20 protein-coding genes are annotated in these 22989 nt (G+C 67.7%); 13 read left to right on the forward strand and 7 right to left on the reverse strand.

Features of this window, described 5'->3' with window-relative positions:
- Nucleotides 1-68: 68 nt before the first annotated feature.
- From NQ038_RS11910 to NQ038_RS11930, 5 genes are all read right to left on the reverse strand, one after another.
- Nucleotides 69-1274, reverse strand: coding sequence for an NAD(+)/NADH kinase (locus NQ038_RS11910; protein WP_257049662.1), 1206 nt, complete (start codon nt 1272-1274; stop codon nt 69-71).
- Nucleotides 1271-2959 carry an aminomethyl-transferring glycine dehydrogenase subunit GcvPB gene (gene gcvPB, locus NQ038_RS11915; RefSeq protein WP_257049661.1) on the reverse strand — a complete coding sequence of 563 codons (1689 nt, stop codon included), beginning with the start codon at nt 2957-2959 and terminating at the stop codon, nt 1271-1273. The genes NQ038_RS11910 and gcvPB overlap by 4 nt, the downstream gene beginning before the upstream one ends.
- A 29-nt stretch (nt 2960-2988) precedes the next feature.
- Nucleotides 2989-4368, reverse strand: coding sequence for an aminomethyl-transferring glycine dehydrogenase subunit GcvPA (gene gcvPA, locus NQ038_RS11920; protein WP_257049660.1), 1380 nt, complete (start codon nt 4366-4368; stop codon nt 2989-2991).
- Between the two features lie 298 nt (nt 4369-4666).
- Nucleotides 4667-5224 (reverse strand): NADPH-dependent FMN reductase, encoded by a 558-nt coding sequence (locus NQ038_RS11925; protein WP_257049658.1) that lies wholly within the window; start codon nt 5222-5224, stop codon nt 4667-4669.
- Nucleotides 5225-5474: 250 nt separating this feature from the next.
- Nucleotides 5475-6500, reverse strand: a complete 1026-nt coding sequence (locus NQ038_RS11930) for a phosphotransferase family protein (protein ID WP_257049657.1) — start codon at nt 6498-6500, stop codon at nt 5475-5477.
- A gap of 218 nt (nt 6501-6718) precedes the next feature.
- On the opposite strand from NQ038_RS11930, the gene NQ038_RS11935 reads away from it, so the two are divergent.
- The 5 genes from NQ038_RS11935 to NQ038_RS11955 all read left to right on the forward strand — a co-directional run bounded on the left by NQ038_RS11935 (nt 6719) and on the right by NQ038_RS11955 (nt 12502).
- Nucleotides 6719-7963 carry a CoA transferase gene (locus NQ038_RS11935; protein WP_257049656.1) on the forward strand — a complete coding sequence of 415 codons (1245 nt, stop codon included), beginning with the start codon at nt 6719-6721 and terminating at the stop codon, nt 7961-7963.
- Nucleotides 7960-8601, forward strand: coding sequence for a TetR family transcriptional regulator (locus NQ038_RS11940; RefSeq protein WP_257049655.1), 642 nt, complete (start codon nt 7960-7962; stop codon nt 8599-8601). Before NQ038_RS11935 ends, NQ038_RS11940 begins: the two co-directional genes overlap by 4 nt.
- Before the next feature lie 101 nt (nt 8602-8702).
- Nucleotides 8703-9488 carry a crotonase/enoyl-CoA hydratase family protein gene (locus NQ038_RS11945; RefSeq protein ID WP_257049654.1) on the forward strand — a complete coding sequence of 262 codons (786 nt, stop codon included), beginning with the start codon at nt 8703-8705 and terminating at the stop codon, nt 9486-9488.
- Nucleotides 9489-9573: 85 nt separating this feature from the next.
- The gene (locus NQ038_RS11950; protein WP_257049653.1) at nt 9574-11079 is read left to right on the forward strand and encodes an acetyl-CoA hydrolase/transferase family protein; all 1506 of its coding nucleotides are present in this window, start codon (nt 9574-9576) and stop codon (nt 11077-11079) included.
- Between the two features lie 88 nt (nt 11080-11167).
- Nucleotides 11168-12502 (forward strand): deoxyribodipyrimidine photo-lyase, encoded by a 1335-nt coding sequence (locus tag NQ038_RS11955; RefSeq protein WP_257049651.1) that lies wholly within the window; start codon nt 11168-11170, stop codon nt 12500-12502.
- Nucleotides 12503-12520: 18 nt separating this feature from the next.
- On the opposite strand, the gene NQ038_RS11960 is transcribed toward NQ038_RS11955, so the two are convergent.
- The gene (locus NQ038_RS11960) at nt 12521-13408 is read right to left on the reverse strand and encodes a TIGR01777 family oxidoreductase (RefSeq protein WP_257049649.1); all 888 of its coding nucleotides are present in this window, start codon (nt 13406-13408) and stop codon (nt 12521-12523) included.
- Nucleotides 13409-13494: 86 nt separating this feature from the next.
- Between NQ038_RS11960 and NQ038_RS11965 the strand changes: the two genes are divergently transcribed.
- From NQ038_RS11965 to NQ038_RS12000, 8 genes are all read left to right on the forward strand, one after another.
- On the forward strand, nt 13495-14667 hold the full coding sequence (locus NQ038_RS11965; RefSeq protein ID WP_257049647.1) for a ferrochelatase: 1173 nt from the start codon (nt 13495-13497) through the stop codon (nt 14665-14667).
- A gap of 85 nt (nt 14668-14752) precedes the next feature.
- Complete coding sequence (locus NQ038_RS11970; RefSeq protein WP_257049645.1) at nt 14753-15229, forward strand: pyridoxamine 5'-phosphate oxidase family protein; 477 nt, start codon at nt 14753-14755, stop codon at nt 15227-15229.
- A 59-nt stretch (nt 15230-15288) separates the two neighbouring features.
- Nucleotides 15289-15858, forward strand: coding sequence for a MarR family winged helix-turn-helix transcriptional regulator (locus NQ038_RS11975; protein WP_257062658.1), 570 nt, complete (start codon nt 15289-15291; stop codon nt 15856-15858).
- An 81-nt stretch (nt 15859-15939) separates the two neighbouring features.
- Nucleotides 15940-16266 carry a rhodanese-like domain-containing protein gene (locus NQ038_RS11980; protein ID WP_257049640.1) on the forward strand — a complete coding sequence of 109 codons (327 nt, stop codon included), beginning with the start codon at nt 15940-15942 and terminating at the stop codon, nt 16264-16266.
- Nucleotides 16266-17963 (forward strand): phosphoglucomutase (alpha-D-glucose-1,6-bisphosphate-dependent), encoded by a 1698-nt coding sequence (gene pgm, locus NQ038_RS11985; protein ID WP_257049638.1) that lies wholly within the window; start codon nt 16266-16268, stop codon nt 17961-17963. The genes NQ038_RS11980 and pgm overlap by 1 nt, the downstream gene beginning before the upstream one ends.
- Before the next feature lie 167 nt (nt 17964-18130).
- Nucleotides 18131-19399 (forward strand): MFS transporter, encoded by a 1269-nt coding sequence (locus NQ038_RS11990; RefSeq protein ID WP_257049637.1) that lies wholly within the window; start codon nt 18131-18133, stop codon nt 19397-19399.
- A gap of 295 nt (nt 19400-19694) precedes the next feature.
- A complete protein-coding gene (locus NQ038_RS11995) occupies nt 19695-20888 on the forward strand; it encodes a glycerate kinase (RefSeq protein WP_257049636.1) in 1194 nt (397 codons plus the stop codon).
- An 84-nt stretch (nt 20889-20972) separates the two neighbouring features.
- The gene (locus NQ038_RS12000; protein WP_257049635.1) at nt 20973-21866 is read left to right on the forward strand and encodes an alpha/beta hydrolase fold domain-containing protein; all 894 of its coding nucleotides are present in this window, start codon (nt 20973-20975) and stop codon (nt 21864-21866) included.
- 210 nt (nt 21867-22076) lie between these two features.
- Here the strand turns inward: NQ038_RS12000 and NQ038_RS12005 are convergent, their stop codons facing one another.
- Nucleotides 22077-22721: a copper resistance protein CopC gene (locus NQ038_RS12005; protein WP_257049634.1), complete on the reverse strand. Its 645-nt coding sequence runs from the start codon at nt 22719-22721 to the stop codon at nt 22077-22079.
- Nucleotides 22722-22989: the final 268 nt, after the last annotated feature.

Consider the following 22989-nt stretch of genomic DNA (forward strand, 5'->3'; position numbering starts at 1 on the left):
CGCTGCACGCCGACGGCACCCAGTCTACTGGCGCTCGGGGAGGGCCGTTCCGCTGGCGGGCCGAGACCTCACGCCGCCATGATGCGGACCATCGCCGTTTCGTGCGGGCCAGTGTGGACCCGCAGATAACCGGCAAACCTGCGATCGACCCGATCCGATCCGCTGTCGATGTAGAGCGGTCCACCGCGCAGTTCGCCCAGCTTGGCGGGCGTGGCGATCACGATGAAGTCCGCCGGGGCCAGGCGTTCGAGCAGTTCGGGCCGCAGCTGTTGGTTCCCCCTGCCCAGCAGGAAGCCCTGACCGCCGATCGGGGAGAGCACGAGCTGGACCGCCTGCTCGGCCACGAGCCGCTCGAGCGTTCTCGCATCGCAATCGCGCCACAGCCTCCGCCGGCCCGCGCCGGGCACCGATACGTCCACGCCCAGCAGGCTGAGATCGCCCAGGCCGTAGTCCGCATCGAGTTCGGCTGCGGCACCGCGCACGGTGGAGCCCGGTCCGAAGATCCAGGCCTTCGCCGGATCGAGTTCGAGCTGCAGTTCGCGGGCCAGCCCCCAGTGGGAGCCTGCGGTGGGCCCGGCTGTGCCGATCTTTCCGCCCTGCAGTTGCAACGGCCGGTCGGGCACCGGCAGCACTCCGTACAGGCGCGCCGAAACGGTCCCGGCCCGGCGCGCCGCCTCGTCGATGTCGGCGACGTCGCCGGGCCTGGTGCCGTCTCCGGCCGGATCCCAGCCCTCGACGAGGGCGGCGGCCGTGGCCGGGGACCGGGCGAATACGGCGGAGTGCATCTTGACCCCCGAGGGGATGCCCAGCACGGCGGTTCGCCCCGCCGCACCTGCGGCTGCACATGTGGTCAGTCCCGCGGCGGTGCCACCCGCGGCCTCGACCGCGTCGAGCACATCGCGGGCCGTGCCGTCTCCGCCGACGAAGACGATGAGGTCCACGGCCCGCTCCAGTGCGCGTTCGACCACCGCGCGGGTATCGGCGGACGTGGTGTGTCCGTCCGGGTCCTGCCGGGCAACGACCTCGGCGTCCGCCGAGCTGACGGGCGAGGTGGCCAGCGCGGCGCCGCCGAGCTCCCCGGCGCCGGTGACGACGACCCGGGCCGCGGCCAGGCCCGCGAGGAAACGGCGCGCGCGCTCGGCCGCCTGCGAGCGGAATCCGCGGGCGGCGGCCAGATACTGGATGGCCGCGCCGTCACTGCCGGCCAGCCCGGCCGCACCGCCGATGCCGGCGACCGGGTTGATGACCAGGGCCAGCCGCAACGGCCGGCTCACCGGTGGTGTGCTTTGGGCGCGCGTTCGGGCACCGGCAGGTCGGCGGCGGGAGTCCACCGCTCCGACACAGGAAACGACCTGCCCTCGTACTTGCGCTGGTACGCCCGCCACGATGTCACCCAGGTGTCGGGATCCGTGGTCGCGTTCTGGTCGACCGTGTGGATGCTGGAACGGTGGGGCGCCGTTCTCACCTCGTCCGGATCCACCCGGGCCAGGGCCGCGATATCGCGCAGCGCGTCGACGTATTCGTCGATCTCCGCCTTGGCGTACGACTCCGTGGGCTCCAGAGTCAGCGGTTCGGGCACGATGTAGGGGTGATGGCTGGTCCAGTAGTGGAACCCGTGGTCGGCCATGGCGGCGCCCAGCTCGCCCGAGCTCACGCCGGTGTCGTCGGCCAGCGGCTGCCAACTGTAGCGGACCTGCTCCAGACGGTGCTTGCCCTTGGCATACGGCACCTCCAGGCCGGGGATCTCGAGTATCCGCGCGAGCAGATAGTTGTTGTTGAGCACGGCGATATCCGAGACCTCGCGCAGGCCGGTACCACCCAGGGCCCGGATCCAGGCATAGGCGCGGATCAGGTTCGGGATCACCCCGTGGCCCGGCCGGATGTCGGCGATCGCGCGCGGGTCCCGCTGCGCGAACCGGTACCCCGTCCCCTCCGCAACCACGCGGCGGCCTGGCAGATAGGGCGCCAGGGCACTGCGCGCGCCGATCGCGCCGGCCGCGGGCCCACCGCAGGCGTGCGGCGTGGAGAAGGTCTTGTGGAGGTTGAAGTGGCACAGGTCGAAGCCGGCCTCCCTGGCCCGCGCGATGCCCAGCAGGCCGTTCGCATTGGCCTGGTCGTACACGCACAGTCCGCCCACCTCGTGAACCGCGTCGACGTAGTCGGTGATGCGCGGATTGAAGATGCCCGTGTCCTCGGGATTCGTGATGAACAGCGCGGCCGTCCGCTCCGAAACCGCTGCGCGCAGCGCCTCGAGGTCGGGGAAGCCATTGCCGTCCGGGTACAGCGTGATGACCTTGTAGCCCATGGTGCGGGCGGTCGCGGCGTTCGAGGGATGGCTGTAGATGGTCGTGATCACCTCGTCGCGGACGTCGGCCTCACCACGCTCGCGGTGGTAGGCGCGCACGATCGACACATTGCCGAAGATCGCGGCCGACCCCGACCCGGCCTGCAGGCTGATGGCGTCCATTCCGGAGACCTCGGCCAGGTAGTCCTGCAGTTCCTTGAGGATCCGCAGGGTCCCCTGCACCGTCTCCACTGCCTGCCGGGGGTGGGCGCCCGCGCTTTGCGGCGCAGCTGCGAAGCGCTCGTTGATCTTGGGGCTGTACTTCATCGTGCAGGTGCCCTGCCCGATGTCGACGTTGAGGTTGGCGCCCAGGGTCTCCTGCGACAGCCGCAGAAAGTGACGGAGGACCTGTGCCTGCCCGATTTCGGGCAGCTCCACCCGCGTATCCCTGCCGATCCGGGCCTCCGGGGCGTCCTCCGGCAGTTCCTGCAGCGGCGCCGGCACAAGCATGCCGCGCGCTCCGGGCGTCGAGAGCTGGTGGATCAGCGGTTCGTCCCAGCGCGGGGCGTGGTACTGCCGCGGCTGCGTCTTGACGGGGTTGAACGGGGTCTGCGCGGGCACTGCCGCCGCAGCCCGGTCGGGGGAAGCGGTGGTGCTGCGGTTCGCAACGGTCATGGTGTGCCTTTCGTCTGCGCCGCGGGGCTTCAGCGGAGGATGTCGGTCAGCGCCGCGAGGTCGTCGGCCGTCGTCTGCTCGGTCACGCAGAACACCGCCTGATTCTCTGCCGCTGCGGGGCCGAAGACCTCGGGGGCGGGGGCGCCGCCGTGGATGCCCGCGGCCAGCAGCGCGGCGTTGACCTCGACCGCATCGTGGCCGGCGTATTCGATGAGGAATTCGCGCCAGTGCGGATGCCCGGCGTCCACGACGCGGACGCCGGGGACCTGCTCGATCCGGGTGATCGCGAACCGGGTGTTGGCCGCGATCGTCCGGCCCAGTTCCGCCATGCCCGCAGGGCCCAGCTGCGCCAGATAGACCGCGGCGGTGATGCCCCACAGCGCGGCCGCCGTGCCGACCCATTCCACTCCCTGATCGCGCATGGCCAGGCTGGTCCGCTCATAGGCGACGTCGACGAAGCCGAGCTCGCCGTCCACGCGCGTGGACGCCAGGCCGAAGAGCCGCGACGGGAATTCGTAGACGAAGCGCTCATCGTCGTGGGTGGCGATGAAGCCGCCGTTCGCCCCGCCGAAGTGCATCCCCAGGCCCAGCGATTGGATGTCACCGCACACGATGTCGGCACCCCAGCTCGCCGGCGCGGGCAGATAGCCCAGGCTGATCGGGTCCGTCGCGCAGACGAGCAGTGCGCCCGCGGCGTGCGCGCTGCGCGCGATGTCCGGCGCGTCCGTTTCGATGCAGCCACGGTAATTGGGCGTTTCGACGAGCACTGCGGCCACGGTGTCGTCGAGCTGTGCGGTGATGAAGCCGGTGTCGAGCGTGCCGCTTTCCGGGTCGCACGGTACGGTCACCGGCTGGGCGACGCCGGCGAGGAACGCGTCGATCCGCTCCCGCTTGGCCGCTTCAAGGGTTGCGGGGACGAGGACGCGGGAGCGGCCCGTGATGCGCACGGCCATCCGCAGGGCCGTCGCAAGCGCCTGGTAGCCGTCGTACGTGGGGACGTTGACGACGTCCATCTCCAGCAGGTCCGCCATGAGCGAGGTGTACTCGAAGATCGCCTGCCACTTGCCGTGGTCCTCGTACGCCTCCCCCGCATAGGCGGTGAGGAACTCGGCTCGGGAATTCACCTCGGAGCAGACGGCGGGAACGTAGTGGTGGTAGGTCCCCGATCCCAGGAAGGAGATCGCATCGGCGGCCGGCCGGTTGGCGCCCAGCACCCGGGTCATGTGCCGGTCCAGATCGCTTTCGGCGACCAGCGCCGGCGGCAGGTCCAGATCACGGTCCCGCCGCAGCTTCTCCGGGATGACGGAGAGCAGGTCCTCGACCGAGTCGACGCCGATGGCGTCGAGCATCTCCCGTTTGACGCCCGCTGCTGAGTTGGGGATGTATGGATGGACCGGAGTCGACGGCACGGACAAGAGTGGTCCTTTCACGGCGGGGGCTCATGACGGGCGCTATGGGGGTGCATCCCGTTGCCAGCTCACTCTATTGGCGGACCGATTCACTTTCCCTATACACAACGGCGAATCCGATTTCGGGTTTCACCGTTTCGTACAATATTTCGCACAATCCCGTGCCCACAATTCGTGCCCACAACGTCGAATGGCCGGGATGCATCCGGCGAACAGCGGAAATCACTGTTCGCCGGACGCATCCCGGCCATTGAGAGCAAAGCACCGGGCTCCAAGCCGGGGGCTCAGAGCATGCGGCTCAGGCCTGGCGCATCGCCTTGAAGGCCCCGCCCCATGCCTGCAGGTCCTCCAGCAGCGGCCCCATGGTCTGCGAGGAGACCTCCTCGGGGGCGAACTTGCCGTCCTTGACATCGGTGAAGATGGAGAACGCGCCGGCACCACGGATCGCGGCTGTGCGGTAGTTGGCGAACACCAGGCGCAGGGCCTCGGTGGCGCGCACTCCCTTGTCGGCGCCGTAGCTGACGAAGGCCACGACCTTGTTGTTGAACTCGGTGGACACGAAGTCCAGGGCGTTCTTCAGCGAGCCGGAGAACGAGTGATTGTATTCGGGGGTGACGACGATGTAGGCGTCGTACTTGTCCAGCTCTGCGCCCCAGGCCTTGGTGTGCTCGTTCTGGTACTGGTGGGCACCGCCGGGGATGGCCTCGTCGAGCAGGGGCAGATCGAAGGTCGAGAAGTCCACGACCGTGGCGTTGAGGTCCTCGTTCTCATTTGTACGGGCCGCGACCCAGTCGACGACCTGACCGTTGAGGGCTCCCGGACGGCTGGTGCCTGCGATGATGGCGACATTGAGCATGTGTTGTGTTCTCCCAAGGGTGATCGTGCGCGGGTGGTGCTGACAGGGCGAGAGCCCTGTTGAATAATCATATGGTTGATCATTCAACCAATCGGGTACAACCCGCAACCCGTAGGATTGATTCCCGCCGCACCCCTGAGTATGAGGCACTTCACACGATGCCGAGGCGGGAGGGCCCCGGGCGCCCCCTCTCCTGGGGCGCCCCTTGGCACTCCGCCAGCCCGGGCCGGCCGGCCAGGCTCGGCCCGCTTCAGCGATTCGCCAGCAGGATCGCCTCGGCCTCCTGGGCCAGCGTGTCCACTCCCCTGCCGGCGCCCTCGACGTCGACGTCCAGATCGCCCATCTGCCCGCGCAGCAGGCGGGTGTAGACGCCCTCGCGGATGCAGGCGAACTTCCACAGCGCGAAGGCCTCGAAGTAGGCGACGTTGTGTGCTTGGAACCCGGCGATGGATTCGTAGTGCGCGATCATCTCCTCGCGCGTCGGGAAACCATCGGAGACCTGCGGCACCCAGGCGCTGCGCAGCGTCTCCTTGCTATTCAACATCGCCATCACATAGCCCAGATCGGCCTCGACCTCGCCGGTCAGCGACAGCTCCCAGTCCACCACCGCGCGGATCTCGCCGGCATCGGACCAGATCAGGTTGTTCGGCTTGTAGTCGCCGTGGACCAGGCCCGTAACGGCCTCCGGTGGGGCCTGTTCGACCAGCATGTCGTGGACCCGTTGGATCTCCGGGATCTCCCTGGTCGTCATCTCGTTGAACTGCCCCAGCCAGCGGCGCAACTGCCGTTCGGTCAGAGTGCCAGGGCGGCGCAGATCACCCAGCCCCACCTCGTCGATGTCGACCTTGTGGATCCGGGCCAGCACGTCCATCATCCGCAGCCCGGCGGCATGCCGGTCCTCCCGCGGAATGCGCTCGAGGTCCGCCGGCTCGTTGAGCGAATGCCCCGCGCAGTAGTCCATGAAGACGAAGGGGACTTCCAGCACCTCCGGGTCGTCGACCAGGTCGAGGACGTTGACCGTGGGCACATCCGTGGGGCCCAGGGCGTGCATGATGCGGCCCTCGCGCATCACATTGTGGGCGGATCCGCCCTTGTGGCCCAGCGGGGGCCGGCGCAGCACCCAGCAGGGTTCGCCGTCGACCAGCAGCTGGAATGTCAGATTCGACCGGCCCACCGACAGTGCCCGGTATTGCACCTCGGTGACGCCGAAACGATCGGCGATCCAGCGGCCCAGGCGATCGGCGTCGATCCCGGCCGGAATGTGCGCAGCGGTCATCTTCGACCCCTTCCAAGAAAAGTGAACGTTTGTTCGACGCTATTAAAGTTACGAGGGGCCATCGTACCTGTCAACCAGCCGGGGCACAGCACGCCCCTGCCGCCGAATATGCGGGCACCGCCTGTCCCTCCCCTGAACGGCGCACCCATTCGCGGCGGAAATGTGCAAGACTGAAAAGACCGAACGTACGTTAAGGGAAGATGGGAAGAGGAGGACCGGTGCTCGACGAGGATGCACAGAAGGTCGCACAGGACGAAAACACCATGGGCCTGCGCCGCCCGGCCGGCCCGGGAATCCTCGAAGACGTGGTGATCGCCGATTTCTCCCGCGTCCTCGCCGGCCCCCTGGCCACTATGATCCTGGCCGATCTGGGCGCCACCGTCATCAAGGTCGAGGGCCCGGCCGGCGACGATTCGCGGGCCTGGCGGCCCCCGGCATATCGCGACGAGGCCAGCTACTTCCAAGCAGTCAACCGCAATAAGAACTCGATCGTGCTGGACCTGGCCGATCCGGCGGACCTCCACACCGCCAAACGGATCGCGGCCCGCGCGGACGTCTTCATCCACAACTTCAAGCCCGGTTCGATCGACCGCTTCGGCCTGGACTACGAATCAGTGCGCACCCTGGTGGGAGACTCCCTGGTCTACGCCCACATCACCGGCTTCGGCACCGAGCCCGGTCCCGACGGAGGCGCGGGCCTGCCCGGCTACGACGTGCTGGTCCAGGGCATGAGCGGCTTCATGAGCATGTGCGGGGAGGCCGACGGCGACCCCACCCGTTCCGGGGTGTCCATTTTCGACATCACCACCGGCATGATGACCGCCAACGGCATCCTGGCGGCACTGCGCCACCGCGATCGGACCGGCCAGGGGCAGAAGATCGACATCAACCTGCTGTCCTCCGCGGTCTTCTCCATGATCAATCAGTACCAGGCCGTTGCCACCACCGACTTCCTGCCCACCAGGCAGGGTCGTGAGCACGCGACGATCTACCCGTACCACGCACTGCCCACCGCCGACGGCGAACTCATCGTGGTCGCCGCCAACAACGGCCAGTTCTCGCGGCTGTGCGATGTGCTCGGCATTCCGGACACCGCACACGATCCGCGCTTCGACACCGCCGAGAAGCGCAACCTCAACCGCCGTGAGCTCGAACCCGTGCTGGTCGCGGCGCTGGCCGAGGACACTACGGCCGGCTGGTTCGCCCGGCTGCGCCAGGTCGGCATCCCATGCTCGCCGGTCCAGGACGTGGCAGGCGGCCTGGCCTCGGTCCGCGGATTGGGCCTCGACCCCGTCCAGCTGCCCGAGGCCGCGCCCACTGGTGTGCCCACCATCGCCGGTCCCCTGCGATTCTCGGCGACACCGACCTTCTACTTCAAAGAGCCTCCGGCATTGGGTGCCGACGGTGCTGCTGTCCTAGACTGGTTGGGCTCGGATCCGGGCCCCGATAAGGAGACACAGTGAAGACCGGTAATGGACGCGAGGCCATCCTGCTCGCAGCACGCGACACCTTCGCTCGCAAGGGCTACGACGGGGCGAGCATCCGCGACATCGCGCAAGAGGCCGATCTGAGCCTGTCCGCGCTGTACTACTACTTCAAGTCCAAGCAGGACGTGCTGCACGAAGTCGTGTCCCACGCCTACCGCAGCTACATCTCCACGATGGGCACGGTACTGGACGCCTGCGGCGATGACGCGGGCCTGCAGCTGGCATCGGCCGTGCGCTATCTGGTCAACTACCGGGTCACCCACACCGAGGTCAGCCGCGTGGTCATCCGCGACGCGGACTCCCTGGACGCGGACCACTTCGAATCCGTCCACCAGCTCCAGCGCGATGCCCGCCAGCTGATGATCGACATCGTCGACCGCGGCAATGCCGCCGGGGTGTTCGCCACGGAGAACTCCGTGCTGGCCGCCCGGTCCATTCTGGCCATGTGCAATGCGATCCCGCTGTGGTACCAGTCCGGCGGCGCCCTTGACGCGCACGACCTGGAAGTCTCGTACGTGGGCTACGCCCTGCGCCTGGTCGGCTTCACCCAGGCCGAGGAGCGCGGCGAGTACTACTTCTCCCTCGAACTGCCCGACGCCGAGGACGCCGACTAGTCCCAGCGGCACACGGCGGCCGGAAGGCTGCCAGAGGGCGGCCGGGGGGCGCCCGGGCCCAACCGATCCACGACAACGACGAACACGACGAAGGAGTCACCATGTCACAGCCAGACCAGCAGACCGATGCGCCGGTCCTCACCGAGAACCGCGCGGGCGTCTTCATCATCACGCTCAACCGGCCGCAGGCCAAGAACGCCGCCAATGCCGCAATGGCCAAGGCGATGGCGGCCGCACTCGACGAGTTCAATGAGAACGACGATCTGCGGGTCGCTGTGCTCACCGGCGCCGGCGGCACCTTCTGCTCCGGCATGGACCTCAAGGGATTCGTCGGCGGGGAGACCCCCAGCATCCCCGGGCGCGGCTTCCTGGGGCTGACCCAGGCCCCGCCGGCCAAGCCGATCATCGCCGCCGTCGAGGGCTACGCCGTGGCCGGCGGCTTCGAGACGGCACTGGCCTGCGATCTGATCGTCGCGGCCGATAACGCCAAGTTCGGTCTGCCGGAGGTCAAGCGCGGCCTGGCCGCGGCCGCCGGCGGCCTGGTCGCCCTGCCCCTGCGCACGCACCGCGCGGTGGCCCTCGAGATGATCCTGACCGGCGACTTCTACGATGCACAGTTCATGCAGGCCAACGGGATCGTGGGCCGCGTGGTGCCCGCCGGAACCGCGCTGGACGGTGCCCTGGAGCTGGCCGCCCGCATCAACGCCAACGGCCCGCTGGCCGTGCGCAGGTCCAAGGAGGTCGCGGTGGCCGCCCCCGAATGGCCGGCCGCGGAACGCTATGCCCGCCAGCAGGAACTGATCGACGACGTCTTCGACTCCGCCGATGCCAAGGAGGGCGCAACCGCCTTCGCCGAGAAGCGCGCCCCGCGCTGGACCGGTAAATAGGCGGTAAGCAGACCCCTCCCCGGCTGGCTGGGGACAGGTTCACCTAAGGGGGATGGCCCCCGCAGGATGCGTAGACTCGTAAGTTATGCCCCGCATTACCTGTCCCCAGCTCGCTCAGAAGGTCACAACCGCGGAAACCGCCGCCCAGTACATCCACCCGGGTGACAATGTCGGCATGTCCGGCTTCACCGGCTCCGGCTATCCCAAGGCCGTGCCCAGCGCCCTGGCCAAGCGGATCCGCGCCGCCCACGAGACCGGCCAGGACTTTTCGATCGGCCTGTTCACCGGCGCCTCGACCGCTCCGGAACTCGACGGCGTGCTGGCCGAGGTCGACGGCGTGCACCTGCGCGCGCCCTTCATGGGCGATCCGACCATGCGCAAGGCGATCAACGACGGCCGGGTCGAATACAACGACGTGCACCTGAGCCATCTGGCCCAGCAGGTGTGGTTCGGCCACTACGGCAAGCTGGACGTGGCCGTGGTCGAGGTCTCCGCCATCCTGCCCAACGGGCTGTTGGTCCCCGGTTCCTCCGTCGGCAACAACAAGACCTGGCTGGATCTGGCCGACAGGGTCATCCTCGAGGTCAACGAATGGCAGCCCGAACACTGGGAGGGCTTCCACGACGTCTACTACGGCACCCGCGTGCCCCCGCACCGCAATCCGATCCAGCTGCTCGAACCGAACCAGCGCATCGGGGATCCATACCTGCGGGTAGACCCCGACAAGGTCGTGGCGGTCGTCAAAACGAACGCCCCCGACCGCGACAACGCGTTCAGCCCCGTGGACGCGAACTCGGAGGCGATCGCCGGGCACCTCATCGACTTCCTGCGCCACGAGGTCCGCGCCGGGCGGATGCCCAAGTCCCTGTTGCCCATCCAGTCGGGCGTCGGCAATGTCGCCAATGCGGTGCTGGCGGGCCTGGCCGACTCCGAGTTCGAACACCTGACCTCCTTCACCGAGGTGATCCAGGACGGACTGCTGGACCTGGTGGAATCGGGCAAGATCGATTCCGTGTCCGCCACCGGCTTCAGCCTCTCGCGCGAACGCGCCGAACGCTTCCACGCCGATATCGCCAATTACAAGGGCCGCGTGCTGCTGCGCCCGCAGGAGATCTCCAACCACCCGGAGACCATCCGGCGCCTGGGCGTGATCGCGATCAACGGCATGCTGGAGTCCGACATCTACGGGCATGTGAACTCCACCAATGTCTCCGGGTCGAAGATGATGAACGGGATCGGCGGGTCCGGCGACTTCGCCCGCAACGGATTCCTGAACTTCTTCGTATCGTCGTCGACCGCCAAGCGCGGCGCGGTGTCCTCCATCGTGCCCTTCGCCAGCCACGTCGACCATACCGAACACGATGTCCACGTGCTCGTGACCGAACGCGGTATCGCCGATCTGCGCGGGACCTCGCCGGTGCAGCGCGCCAGGCGGATCATCCGCGAATGCGCCCACCCCGACTACCAGGACCGGCTGCTGGACTACCTGGACCGCGCGATCGCCGCTAACCCGCACGCCCAGCACGAACCGCACATCCTGGCCGAGGCCCTGTCCTGGCACGTCAACCTGGCCGAGACCGGCCATATGTGAGGGGTTGAAGCCCCAGTGCCAGCCCCGAGTGCGCCGGCGCGTGCCCTCGGCTCGGGTACCCGGCACCCCGGCTTGCTAGTGTCATGAGATGACCACACTCATATGGTTTCGCGATGATCTGCGCTTAACCGACCATCCGGCTCTGCACGCAGCGGCGAGTGAGAGCGAGGATACCGTTGCCCTGTATGTGCTCGACGAGGAGTCCGAGCACGTCCGGCCACTCGGCGGCGCCGCCAGGTGGTGGCTGAACCATTCCCTGAGAGCGCTGAGCCATGACCTCGGTAACCTGGGTGTCCCGCTCATCCTGCGCCGGGGGCCCGCTGCGGTCGTCGTCCCGGAGGTGGCCCGGGAATGTGGGGCGAAGCGGATCCGGTGGAACCGCCGGTATGGACCCGCGCGGCAGACAGATGCCCTGATCAAGGCGGAACTGTGCGAAGCCGGGCGCGACGCCAGGTCATTCCCCGGAGACCTGCTGTTCGAGCCGTGGACGGTCAAAACACGGCAGGGCACGTCCTACCGGGTCTACTCCGCCTTCTGGAAGGCCGCGACCGCCGGCCGGGCACCGGTGCGCCCCCTGCCCGCCCCGCACTCACTCACGGCCGCACCCGCACAGCCCGGCAGCGAACAGCTGGACGATTGGGGACTGCTGCCGCACGCCCCGGACTGGGCCGCAGGGCTCGCGAAACGCTGGTCACCGGGCGAGGCCGCAGCGCAGGAACACCTGCGCAGCTTCCTGTCGAATCGGCTAACGGACTACGCGGACCGCGATTTTCCCGCCCGCAGCGCAGGCTCGGAACTCTCGCCACACTTGCGCTGGGGCGAGCTGAGTCCCCGCACGGTATGGCATAAGGCCCTCGAGGCCGCCGGCGATCCGGGTGCGTTCCTGTCCGAGCTCGGCTGGCGCGAGTTCGCCAAGCACACCGAATATCATGCGGGGTCGCTGGCCGGCGCCAACCTCGACGACAGGTTCGATCGGTTCCCGTGGCGGATGGGCCCGGAAGTGGATACGGGCGAACTCAGGGCATGGCAGCGCGGACGGACCGGGTTCGGCATCGTCGACGCCGGCATGCGGGAACTGTGGCAGACCGGTTTCATGCACAACCGAGTGCGGATGATCGCCGCGTCCCTGCTGACGAAGAATCTGCTGTTCGACTGGCACATCGGCGAAGCATGGTTCTGGGATACCCTCGTGGACGCCGACGGTGCCAGCAACCCGTTCAACTGGCAATGGGTGGCCGGTTGTGGGGCCGATGCGGCACCCTATTTCCGCATTTTCAATCCCGAACTCCAACAGCGCAGGTTCGACCCCGAGGGGCACTACACCAACCGGTGGGCTCCGGACAGTGCGGCACTCACACCGCTAGTCGACCTGCGGGAATCCCGGGCCAGAGCACTCGAGGCGTACCGCTCACTGCCCCACTGACGCACGGAAGCGGCGCGCTCAGCGGTTCAGCACAGAGTCCATAGCCGCTTGAGCGGTGGGGTGGGTGAACTTGAATCCCGTCTCCAGGAGGACTGCGGGGAGCACGTGGGCATCGGGCAGTAGGAGTCCGTCGGCGGCCTCGGAACCGAGTACGGCACGCAGTGCCCAAGCGGGCGCTGGCAGGGCGAAGGGCCTATGCAGCCGGTGCGCCAGAGCGCGACAGAGCTGATTCGCCGTGGGGCTGCTGGGACCTGCCAGGTTGACCGGTCCGAGCAGTCGCCTGTCCAGAATGTGCAGGATCGCCGCGACCTCGTCCGGCAGGGAAATCCACGGCCAATGCTGTTCCCCGGAGCCCAGCGGGCCCAGCAATCCGAACCGCGCAAGCGGGACGAGGGGCTTGAGCAGGGCCTGCGGATGCAGCACGGGAGCGGTTCGCAGGAGGGAGACGCCTGTCCGCAGCACATTCGCCTCGGCTTCCCAGCGCTGGCACAGCCCGGCGAGGAAGGTCCGGCCCGGCCCGGCGGACTCCGGGAGATACTCGGCGGGGCGATCGCCGTAGTAGCCGACGGCCGAGGCCGAGACCAGGTGTGGGGCGCCCTCACCCAGGGCGGCGAGCGCCCGGACCAGGGCGCGGACCGGCTGCACCCGCGATTGGACGAGTTCACGGCGATAACTCCGAGTCCAGGGGACACGGCCGATGCTCGCGCCGGACAGGTTGACCACGGCCTCGGCATCGGCCAGGACGGCTGGATCGAGTTCGGCGGTCCCCGGATGCCAGTGGTACTCCCCGGGGCCGCGCGCGGGGCGTCTGACCAGGCGGAGAACGTCGACACCGCGCCCCTCCAGTGCCCGGCACAGCTCGGTGCCGATGAGACCCGATGAACCCGATACGACTACTTTGCGCATCGCCCTACCCCCCCATCACTGACATTTTTTCTTATCTTTAATGCTATAGTAACATTTAGTTAAATACTTTTCGAGAGGACCACCAGGTGATTTCACTAGTCTCCAACGCGTCTCCGGCCAGCTCCGACGGTGCCGCGTACGCATCGACGCCCCAGCGATACGACGGCCTGCTGCTTGCGGGATTCGGAGGGCCGGAAGGACAGGACGATGTCATTCCGTTCCTGCGCAACGTCACACGGGGCAGGGGCATCCCGGACGAGCGGCTGGAGGTCGTGGCCCGCCACTACCGCCACTTCGGAGGAATCAGCCCCATCAACGAACAGAATCGTCGGCTGCGCGCAGCCTTGGAGGCCGAGCTGGCACAACGCGGAATCGATTTGCCGGTGTACTGGGGCAACCGCAACTGGGAGCCCTATCTATCGGATGCGCTTAGGCAGGCCGCCGAAGCCGGCCACACACGCCTCCTTGCCTTCGCGACAAGCGCGTACAGCTCGTTTTCGAGCTGCCGGCAGTATCGGGAGGATTTCGCCATGGCGCTCGAGGAAACGGGCCTGGACGATACGATCAGCATCGATAAGATCCGCCAGTTCTTCGACCACCCGGCATTCGTCGAAGCCTTCGCACAGGACCTGTGCCGGACTCTGCGCGATTTCCTGGCAGACGGTCTGGACGCTACCTCTATCCGCGTCCTGTTCACAACGCACTCGATTCCAACGGCGGATGCCCTGTGTTCGGGTCCGCGGGACCGCGAATTCGGGCCGGAGGGCGCCTATGGGGCCCAGCATCGAGCCGTCGCAGCAGCCGTGATGGCCAATGTCGTGGACAAAGATCCGCGGCTGTCCGAAATCGCCTGGGAGCTCGTCTTCCAATCCCGCTCCGGCCCGGCCTCGCAGCCCTGGCTCGAGCCGGATATCTGCGACCGTATCGCCGAACTGCCCGCAGAATCGGTTTCGGCCATCGCGATCTGTCCGATCGGATTCGTCAGCGACCATATGGAGGTCATGTGGGACCTGGACACCGAGGCGAGGGAAGCCGCCGCGGCCTGCGGAGTACGGGCGGTCCGCACGGCCACCCCGGGAGCGGCCCCGGGGTTCGTCGCGGGAATCGTCGACCTGATCGAGGAGAGGATGTCCGCCCTGGAGCCGGACCGACGACCGGCGGTGACCGCGCTCGGACCCTGGTTCGACGTGTGCAGGCCGGGTTGCTGCGAGAACAAAAGAGCAGGATTCAAGCCCGCCGTGGCCGGCCTCGCCCCCTGAAACCCCATCGGTCGGCACACGAGGTCGGCATACGAGAAACAGTCGGAACAGAGACTTGTCCGAATAGAGAATAGAGGAGAACTAAATGACAGAGATCACCGCACACGACATAGTGACGGCAGTGCGCAAGGCCCCGTGGGTCATGCTGACGACGACGCGGCCCGACGGCGCCCTGGTGTCGCATCCCATGGTTGCCCAGGAAGTGACCGATGCATGTGACATATGGTTTTTCATCTCACTATCGGCAGACCAAACCGAGGCGCTGCGGCAGGCGCCCGCGGTCAACATCGCCGTAGCGCAGGCGGGTACCTGGGTGTCGGTTTCCGGCGTTCTTTCATTCGTCGACGATTCGGCGAAGATCGCCGAGCTGTGGAATGACCGCGCAGCCGAATGGTTCGAGGGCGGATTGGCGGACCCTGACCTGGGGCTGATCCACGTGAAGAGCGAGTCCGCGCAGTACTGGGGAACCGAGGGCGGCAGGATTCGCAGCCTGGTCGAACTGGTCAAATCCCGGATGGGCGGTCATCGGCCGGAGGGCTCCTCGGAGACCTTCTCCCTCTGACTCCCAAGCGCTTGCGGACGTACATCCGGAGCAAGAGGAACGTGCGTACCATGAAGAGCATGACAGGCACCGCGAGCAGGGATCACGAGGATCCCGTTGCCAAAGCCCTTTACCGCCCGCGGCCGATCGACCCGGCTACACACGACGCCGGGCCGATCGGGCGCGCCGCTGCCGAAAGTTCGCAGGTCGACAGGCTGATGCGGGCACTGGCCGAACTGCGAACCGCTGAACGGGTAGTCCTCGAAGCCTCCGAGAAGTACATGAAGCTCAGTGCCCAGGACATGCGCGCCGTGCACTATCTGATCGCCGCCAAGCGAATCGGACAGATCGTGACCCCGGGGATGATCGCAACGCACCTCGAGATCTCAGCGGCTTCGACGACGAAACTGTTGAATCGCCTTGAACGGGGAGGCCACGTGGTCCGCCGCGTGCATCCGGTGGACCGGCGCGCATTCGCAATCGAGGTCACCCCCGCAACGGAGAACCTTGCCAAGCAGACCATCGGACGGCAACATGCCAGGCGCCTGAATGCCGTGCTCGGGCTCACGCCCGATGAACGTGAAACCGTCATCGGCTTCCTGCACGACATGGCCGCAGAGCTGTCGCTGTCGAACGCCGATTGGGCGTGAACCGCCGGCCCGACCGGACGAAACCGACCATCCAGCGGACACCCCTGGAGGTCTCCTGACACACGTCCTAGGGTAGAGGGCATGGATATTCCCAGTGTTCCCGTAGGCGAGATCCCAGACGGCGCCAACATCCTCGATGTGCGCGAAGACGATGAATGGACCGCCGGCCATATCGACGGCGCCCAGCACATCCCGCTGGGCGACCTGCCCGCGCGCTACGGCGAGGTCCCGATGGATGAGGACGTCTACGTCATCTGCCGCTCCGGCGGCCGGTCCCGGCAGGCCACCGCATGGCTCAACCAGAACGGCTTCGACGCGGTGAATGTCAACGGTGGAATGGGCGCGTGGAACCTGGACAACGGTAAACCGATCGTCTCCGACGGCGACGCCGAACCCTGGGTGATGTGATGAGCGAATCCACCACCGCCGGCCGGACGGACGGGGCGGGCGAAGCGCCCGTGCGCGCGGGTCTGCTGCCCCTGGAGTCCGATCTGGTCGACGTTGAGGCGCTGCTCGACGCCTACCACGACATCGTGCCGGACCCCAGGGAATCGACCCAGCGGATCTCGTTCGGGACCTCGGGCCACCGCGGCTCCAGCTTCTCCGCCAGTTTCAACGAGGCCCACATCGCCGTGATGACCGCGGCGATCGTCGACTACCGCAAACAGCAGGGCTACACCGGCCCGTTGTTCCTGGCCCGCGACACCCACGCGCTGAGCGAACCGGCGTTCCTCACCGCGCTCGAGGTGCTGGCCGCGGCCGGCGTGCCGATCATGATCGACGACCGGGACGGCTACACGCCCACCCCCGTGCTCAGCCACGCGATCATCCGCCACAATGCGACCCGCGGCACCAGCCAGGGCCTGGCCGACGGCATCGTCATCACGCCCAGCCACAATCCGCCGGCCGACGGCGGCTTCAAGTACAACCCGCCCCACGGCGGGCCGGCGGACACCTCGGTCACGAAGTGGATCGAGGACCGGGCGAACGCGCTGCTCGAAGACGGCTGGGAGAAGATCCCGCGGCAGCTGTTCCAGCGCGCCTTCCACCTGGAGAACACGACGAACTTCGACTACACGGCGAACTACGTCGACGACCTGCACCGGGCCATCGACGTGGACGCGATCGCCGCGTCCGGGGTGCGCATCGGCGCCGACCCGATGGGCGGGGCGAGCGTGGACTACTGGGTCGCGATCGCCGAGCGCCTGGGCCTGGACATCGACGTGGTCAATCCAGAGATCGACCCGACCTTCTCGTTCATGCCGCTGGACTGGGACGGCAAGATCCGGATGGACTGCTCGAGCCCGTTCTCGATGGCCAATCTGGTGTCCAACCGCGACTCCTACGATCTGGCCACGGGCAATGACGCGGACTCCGACCGCCACGGCATCGTCACCCCCGACGCGGGGCTGATGAATCCCAATCACTACCTGGCAGTGGCGATCGACTACCTGCTGACCCACCGGCCCGGCTGGGACGCGGGTGCGGCGGCCGGCGCCGCGGTCGGCAAGACAGTCGTGTCCTCGTCGATCATCGACCGGCTGGTCGCCGCGCGCGGGCGCAAACTGTACGAGGTCCCCGTCGGCTTCAAATGGTTCGTCGACGGCCTGTCGACCGGCGGACTGCTGTTCGGCGGCGAGGAATCCGCCGGCGCCAGCTTCCTGACCAGGGACGGCGGCGTGTGGACGACGGACAAGGACGGCATCCTGCTGGACCTGCTGGCCGCCGAGATCATCGCGACCACCGGCAAGACGCCCTCGCAGCGCTTCACGGAGCTGGAGGCCGAACTCGGTTCGAGCGTCTACGCCCGCAAGGACGCCCCCGCATCCAAGGCGCAGAAGGCCAAGCTCAAGGCGATCACCCCCGAACAGGTCACCGCGGACACCCTGGCCGGGGAGAAGATCCGGGCCGTCGTGTCGCAGGCCCCGGGCAATGGCGCGGATCTGGGCGGCGTCAAGGTCGTCACCGACAATGCGTGGTTCGCCGCGCGCCCGTCGGGGACCGAGGATGTCTACAAGATCTACGCCGAGTCCTTCACCGGCGCGGACCACCTGGCACAGGTGCAGGAACAGGCACAGCACCTAGTCGACGGCGTCATCGGGTAACGAGTCCCCGTGTGACGCCCGGCTCTACCGCGGCGACCTTACGATCGGATAGGCTGTCTGTGCATATTGTGAATCAGCCCCGGCGCTCTGGCGCCGGGGCTGGTTTGGTGCAGGCGAGTTATCCACCGGCGACCGGCCGGCATTGAGAATCGGGGAGGTCAGCGCAGATGGCGAAAGACGAGTCGGGGCGGAAGGGGTCCCTGCTGGGCCCGTACAAGGAGATCTTCGCACTGCCCGGCGCCCTGCGCTTCTCCCTGTCCGGACTGTTGGCGCGCTTCCCGATCGCCGTGTTGGGCCTAGGCATCGTGCTCTACATCCAGGGCACCACGGGCTCCTACGGGATGGCCGGCTCCGTCACCGCGGTGTTCATGATCGTCCAGGCCATCGCCAACCCCATCGTCGCCAAACAGATCGACCGGCGCGGCCAGGCGAAGGTCATGGTGCCCCTGGTAGTGGTCCACCTGGTGGCGCTGGTCGCGCTGATGCTGGTGGTCCCGTCGAACCTGTGGGTCGGCCTGACCTTCCTGTGCGCCGGTGCGGCAGGTGCCACCATGGGCAGCGTCGGCGCCCTGGTGCGCGCCCGCTGGGCCTACGCCGCACAGACACCCGGACAGTTGAACACCGCCTTCTCCTGGGAGGCCGTGGCCGACGAGATCCTGTTCGTCTCCGGCCCCGTCATCGTCACGGCCCTGGCCACCGCGGTGTTCCCGCCGGCCGGACTGCTCATTGCGATGATCGCGCTGACGATCGGCTCGATCCTGTTCTACGCGCAGAAGTCCACGGAACCCGAACCCTCCCCCAAAGCGCCCACCGACGCCAAGGGCAAGGTGCTGTCGAACTCCGGCATCTTCATCGTCGTGCTCATCGAGCTGTTCCTGGGCGCGAACTTCGGTGCCACCGATGTGGCCACCGTGGCCTTCGCCGAGGAACGCGGGCTCAAGGAGATCTCCGGCATCGCGCTGGGCATCTACGCCGGCGGTTCGCTGATCTCCGGTGCGATCTACGGGACCATGGTCTGGAAGTCCCAGCCGCGGACCCGCTATGTGCCCCTGCTGGCGCTGTTGTGCGTCGGCACCTGGCTGCTGCAGTTCACCGACAACCTGCCCGTGCTGTGCATCCTGCTGTTCGTCATGGGCTTCACGGTTTCCCCCTCGCTCATCATCGGCCAGCAGATCATCCAGGAGCTGGCCCCGCCGCGCCGCCTGACCGAGGCCCTGGCCTGGGCCAGCACCTCGATGGGCTTCGGGGTCGCCGCCGGAACCTCGGTCGCCGGCATCCTGATCGACGCTTCCGGGGCACACGCCGCCTACCTGGTGCCGGCCGTGGGCACCACCGTCAGCGTGGTCCTGGCACTGCTGTTCAACCGGCGCTTCGACCCGACGATCCGGTCCCATGCCGCCCGCCAGGCCCGCGCCCAGCGGACCATCGTGGAGTAAGCGGCGGGGAATGCGACGCTCGGAGAACCGAGCGGGATGCTGTGAGCCGCGCGGGTGTGATCCGCTGCGCGCAGCGTGCAATATATCTGGAAAACTATCTGCAAGGTTAGGCGGCCTTTGCTGGCAGACTGTTTCGCGGGCGGCTTAATCTGAGGGTGCCGTGGCGGTCAGACTGAAACAACGTGTGGCCGTCATGGTTTTTATCTTCCCGGCTGCGCGTGCGGACCCGCGGCTCCCCGCTGTTTTTTCCACCCCCGTTGATCTAGATCACAGCCACAGCCCGTAGAATTCAACCATGCGCATCCTCCTGGCCCCGGACAAGTTCAAGGGCACTCTCACCGCGGCACAGGTGGCCCATATTCTGGCGCGCACACTCCTGGCCTCGGGCCCACAGTCATCCGATGATTCAAGCGATCCCATCGTCGTCGAATCCGTTCCGATCGCCGACGGCGGCGACGGCACGGTCGCGGCGGCCATCGCCCACGGCTTCACCTCAGTACAGGACACGGTCACCGGGCCCCTCGGCACCCCCGTCAGTGCGACCTGGGCGCTCTCGGACGGAGTACCCACCGGCCGCACGGCGATCATCGAACTCGCCACGGCCTCGGGCCTGGCCCTGCTGCCCGCGGGGCCGAACCCGCACACCGCAACGGCGGCCACCACCCGCGGCACCGGCGAGCTCATCGCCCGGGCCCTGGACGCAGGCGCGGACACGATCGTCTTGGGAGTGGGGGGCTCGGCCACCACCGATGGCGGACGCGGCATGCTCGAAGCCCTCGGCTGGACCGGGGAGCCCGCGGGCCCGGTCGCGGACGGCCCAGGGGCCGTCCCCCGCCTGCCGGGGCTCGACCCCCGGCTGGCCGGGGTCGACGTGATCGTGGCCTCGGACGTCGTCAATCCACTGCTGGGGCCCAACGGCGCCGCTGCGATCTTCGGCCCGCAGAAGGGCGCCGACCCTGCCACCGTCACAGACCTCGAGGCCCAGCTGGCCGATCTGGGCCGGCTGCTCGACCCACAGGACCGATTCGCGCGGGTGCCGGGCGCAGGTGCCGCAGGGGGCACCGGATTCGGCGCGCTGGCCGGGCTGGGCGCACGGCTACAACCCGGCGCCGACTACGTGATGGAGCTCGTGGGCTTCGCCGCCGCCCTGGCCAGGGCGGATCTGGTCATCACCGGCGAGGGCTCCTTCGACTCCCAGAGTCTGGACGGCAAGGGACCGGGCGCAGTGCTCGACGAGGCCGCGGCCGCCGGAGTCCCGGCCCTCGTGGTGGCCGGCCGTTCGGACCTGGACGCCGGAGCCCATCCGGCTCTGCGCGGTATCTACCGGATGACGGACATCGCGGCTCCGGACGTCTGTCTGGCCGAACCCGAGCGAGTGCTCGACGAACTGGCCCGCCGACTGGCCGGGGACCTCGGCGCGGGGATTCCAGGCGGAGCAGCCCACTGCGCGAATCCCGGTGGCGACCCGGGCGCAGACAGCGCCAGCTGAACCCGATTCATCCGAACACTTCATATGCACAGCTGCGGGCCGCACGGCCCAACACCGGCCGGCCGCCACTCGTAGAGGGAAGAAATGCCGTCATTCAGACATGACATGTACATCCAGCTGACCCGCCTGTACCTTCAGGAGGACACGTTCGACAGTGTCGAGCAGGCGGCTCAGTCGGCTCTGGCAGATCGTCAGCGCGACCAGCCGGGCCCACCGCCCCACCTGTCCGCGCGGATCACCCGCGAGGTCGGCCGGCTGGGCTTCCCCGTCTACACCGTGCACCCAGCCAACGGACCCGAGGCGCAGACCCCGCCGATCGTCTATCTGCACGGCGGCGCGTACGTCCGCCAGATCCGTCCCCAGCACTGGACCTTCGCCGCCCGTCTGGCCCAGGCAACCGGAGCGCAGATCATCGTGCCGCTCTATCCCCTGGCCCCGGAACACACCTGGCACGACTCACACGAACAGCTACTGCAGTTGATCCTCGACATGCCGGGGCCCCGTCCCATCCTGATGGGCGACTCGGCCGGCGGCGGGCTGGCCCTGGCCCTGGCAGCCGAGCTGCGCCATGAGCACGGCGTGACCGATCTGCCGGGCATCGTGCTGTTCTCCCCCTGGGTCGACCTGACGATGCCGGCCGGCGATGAGGATTACGCCGCAGCCGACGACCCCTGGCTCAACGCCACGAATCTGCGCTTCACGGGGCGCCTGTGGGCCGGGTCCGAGGACCCCGCCGATCCACGGATCAGCCCGGCCTACGCCGACCTCTCGGATCTTCCGCCCACACTCATCTTCTCCGGTTCCCGGGACGTGCTCCACGGCCAGGTGCTCGACGTCGCGGCGCGGCTGGAGGCCAGCGGCACCCGCTGCGAACTCCAGGTGGGCCGCGGGTTGGTCCACGTCTACCCCCTGCTCGCCGTGCCCGAGGCCCGTGCCGCCTTCGACACGATCGTCACCTTCGTATCCCGCCAGGCCTGAGCACCGCGACACCGTCCTAAGCTGCGCAGGTGCGCGGGTGGTACCACTTGCGCTCAGTGGCAGCAGATGCGCGCGCATACGGTGCCACGCAACGCAAGTGGTACCACCGAAAAGGCGCGGGCACCCAACCCGAGAGGGGCACCCGACTCGCGAGTAGCACCGAAAAGGCGCGGGCACCCTCGAAGGAGGGTGCCCGCGCCTGTGGAGGGGTCACTTGTCCTGGTTCAGGCCCTTGAACTTGCGGATCAGCAGGGCGATGACGATGCCCAGCACAGCGCCGGCGCCGATCCCGATCAGCACGCCGGTGCCGGTGGAGATCCCCGACCCGGTGTTCTCCTGATCCACCCCGCCGCTGAGCTCGTTACCGCCCAGCGCGGCCGGAGTCTGTTCATCGGCCGGGGCCGCCGCGCCCGCGGACTCCTCGGCTTCGGAGGTGCCCTGCTTCGCGCTGCCGCCGGCCTCGCCGTCGCCCTTGACGGTGAAATCGATCGTGCCGGAGACGGGGTGGCCGTCGGCGGACACCACACGCCACAGGACCTTGTAGTCGCCTGTGGACAGATCGTCGGGCAGCGCGGACATGAGCTTGCCGTCCTCGATGGTAATCTCGCCGGCGGAGACGTCCTTGCCCTCGTGCATCACCTTGACCTCGGTGCCGGTCTTCTGAATCTTGCCGCTGAAGTTCAGCGTGAGGTATTCGGGTGCGGTCTTCAAGGTCGCACCGTTTTCCGGATCTGATGACACCAGCTGGTCGTGGGCCGAGGCCGCGGGGGCGAAGAACATACCGCACACCGCGAAGGCGGCGGCCAGCAGCAGGGCCAGTGGCATGGTTCGTTGGGGACGGATCGGGATAGACACGGAGTGCTCCAAGAGACGAACGTTCGGGACACGGACAGTCTACGCAGCCGCGGCTGGGAGATACTTCAATGCCACTACCGGTGTTCCCACTCGATGGCGGCATGTTTCATCGACTGGCCGGTTCATGTGGATTTCTTCTCCTGTCATGTCTCAGGACATCGGGGCCACGTGATGTCTCAACCAGGTGTGTCCATTGATGTCTCATGACTTCGTGTCCATCTCGGGTCGATGCGTGTATTTCGGATCGTTGAGGAATCCTCTGGGGCGT

This window comes from Brevibacterium sp. 50QC2O2, from assembly GCF_024580675.1.
GTDB lineage: Bacteria > Actinomycetota > Actinomycetes > Actinomycetales > Brevibacteriaceae > Brevibacterium > Brevibacterium moorei.

Coding starts and splice junctions, on each gene's coding strand:
- NQ038_RS11975 (WP_257062658.1), top strand. CDS start 15,289: ATGACAGGCACCGCGAGCAGGGATCACGAGGATCCCGTTGCCAAAGCC.
- NQ038_RS11945 (WP_257049654.1), top strand. CDS start 8,703: ATGTCACAGCCAGACCAGCAGACCGATGCGCCGGTCCTCACCGAGAAC.
- NQ038_RS11930 (WP_257049657.1), bottom strand. CDS start 6,500: ATGACCGCTGCGCACATTCCGGCCGGGATCGACGCCGATCGCCTGGGC.
- gcvPB (WP_257049661.1), bottom strand. CDS start 2,959: ATGACCGTTGCGAACCGCAGCACCACCGCTTCCCCCGACCGGGCTGCG.
- NQ038_RS11990 (WP_257049637.1), top strand. CDS start 18,131: ATGGCGAAAGACGAGTCGGGGCGGAAGGGGTCCCTGCTGGGCCCGTAC.
- NQ038_RS11955 (WP_257049651.1), top strand. CDS start 11,168: ATGACCACACTCATATGGTTTCGCGATGATCTGCGCTTAACCGACCAT.
- NQ038_RS11970 (WP_257049645.1), top strand. CDS start 14,753: ATGACAGAGATCACCGCACACGACATAGTGACGGCAGTGCGCAAGGCC.
- NQ038_RS11995 (WP_257049636.1), top strand. CDS start 19,695: ATGCGCATCCTCCTGGCCCCGGACAAGTTCAAGGGCACTCTCACCGCG.
- pgm (WP_257049638.1), top strand. CDS start 16,266: ATGAGCGAATCCACCACCGCCGGCCGGACGGACGGGGCGGGCGAAGCG.
- NQ038_RS11980 (WP_257049640.1), top strand. CDS start 15,940: ATGGATATTCCCAGTGTTCCCGTAGGCGAGATCCCAGACGGCGCCAAC.
- NQ038_RS12000 (WP_257049635.1), top strand. CDS start 20,973: ATGCCGTCATTCAGACATGACATGTACATCCAGCTGACCCGCCTGTAC.
- NQ038_RS11925 (WP_257049658.1), bottom strand. CDS start 5,224: ATGCTCAATGTCGCCATCATCGCAGGCACCAGCCGTCCGGGAGCCCTC.
- NQ038_RS11960 (WP_257049649.1), bottom strand. CDS start 13,408: ATGCGCAAAGTAGTCGTATCGGGTTCATCGGGTCTCATCGGCACCGAG.
- NQ038_RS11950 (WP_257049653.1), top strand. CDS start 9,574: ATGCCCCGCATTACCTGTCCCCAGCTCGCTCAGAAGGTCACAACCGCG.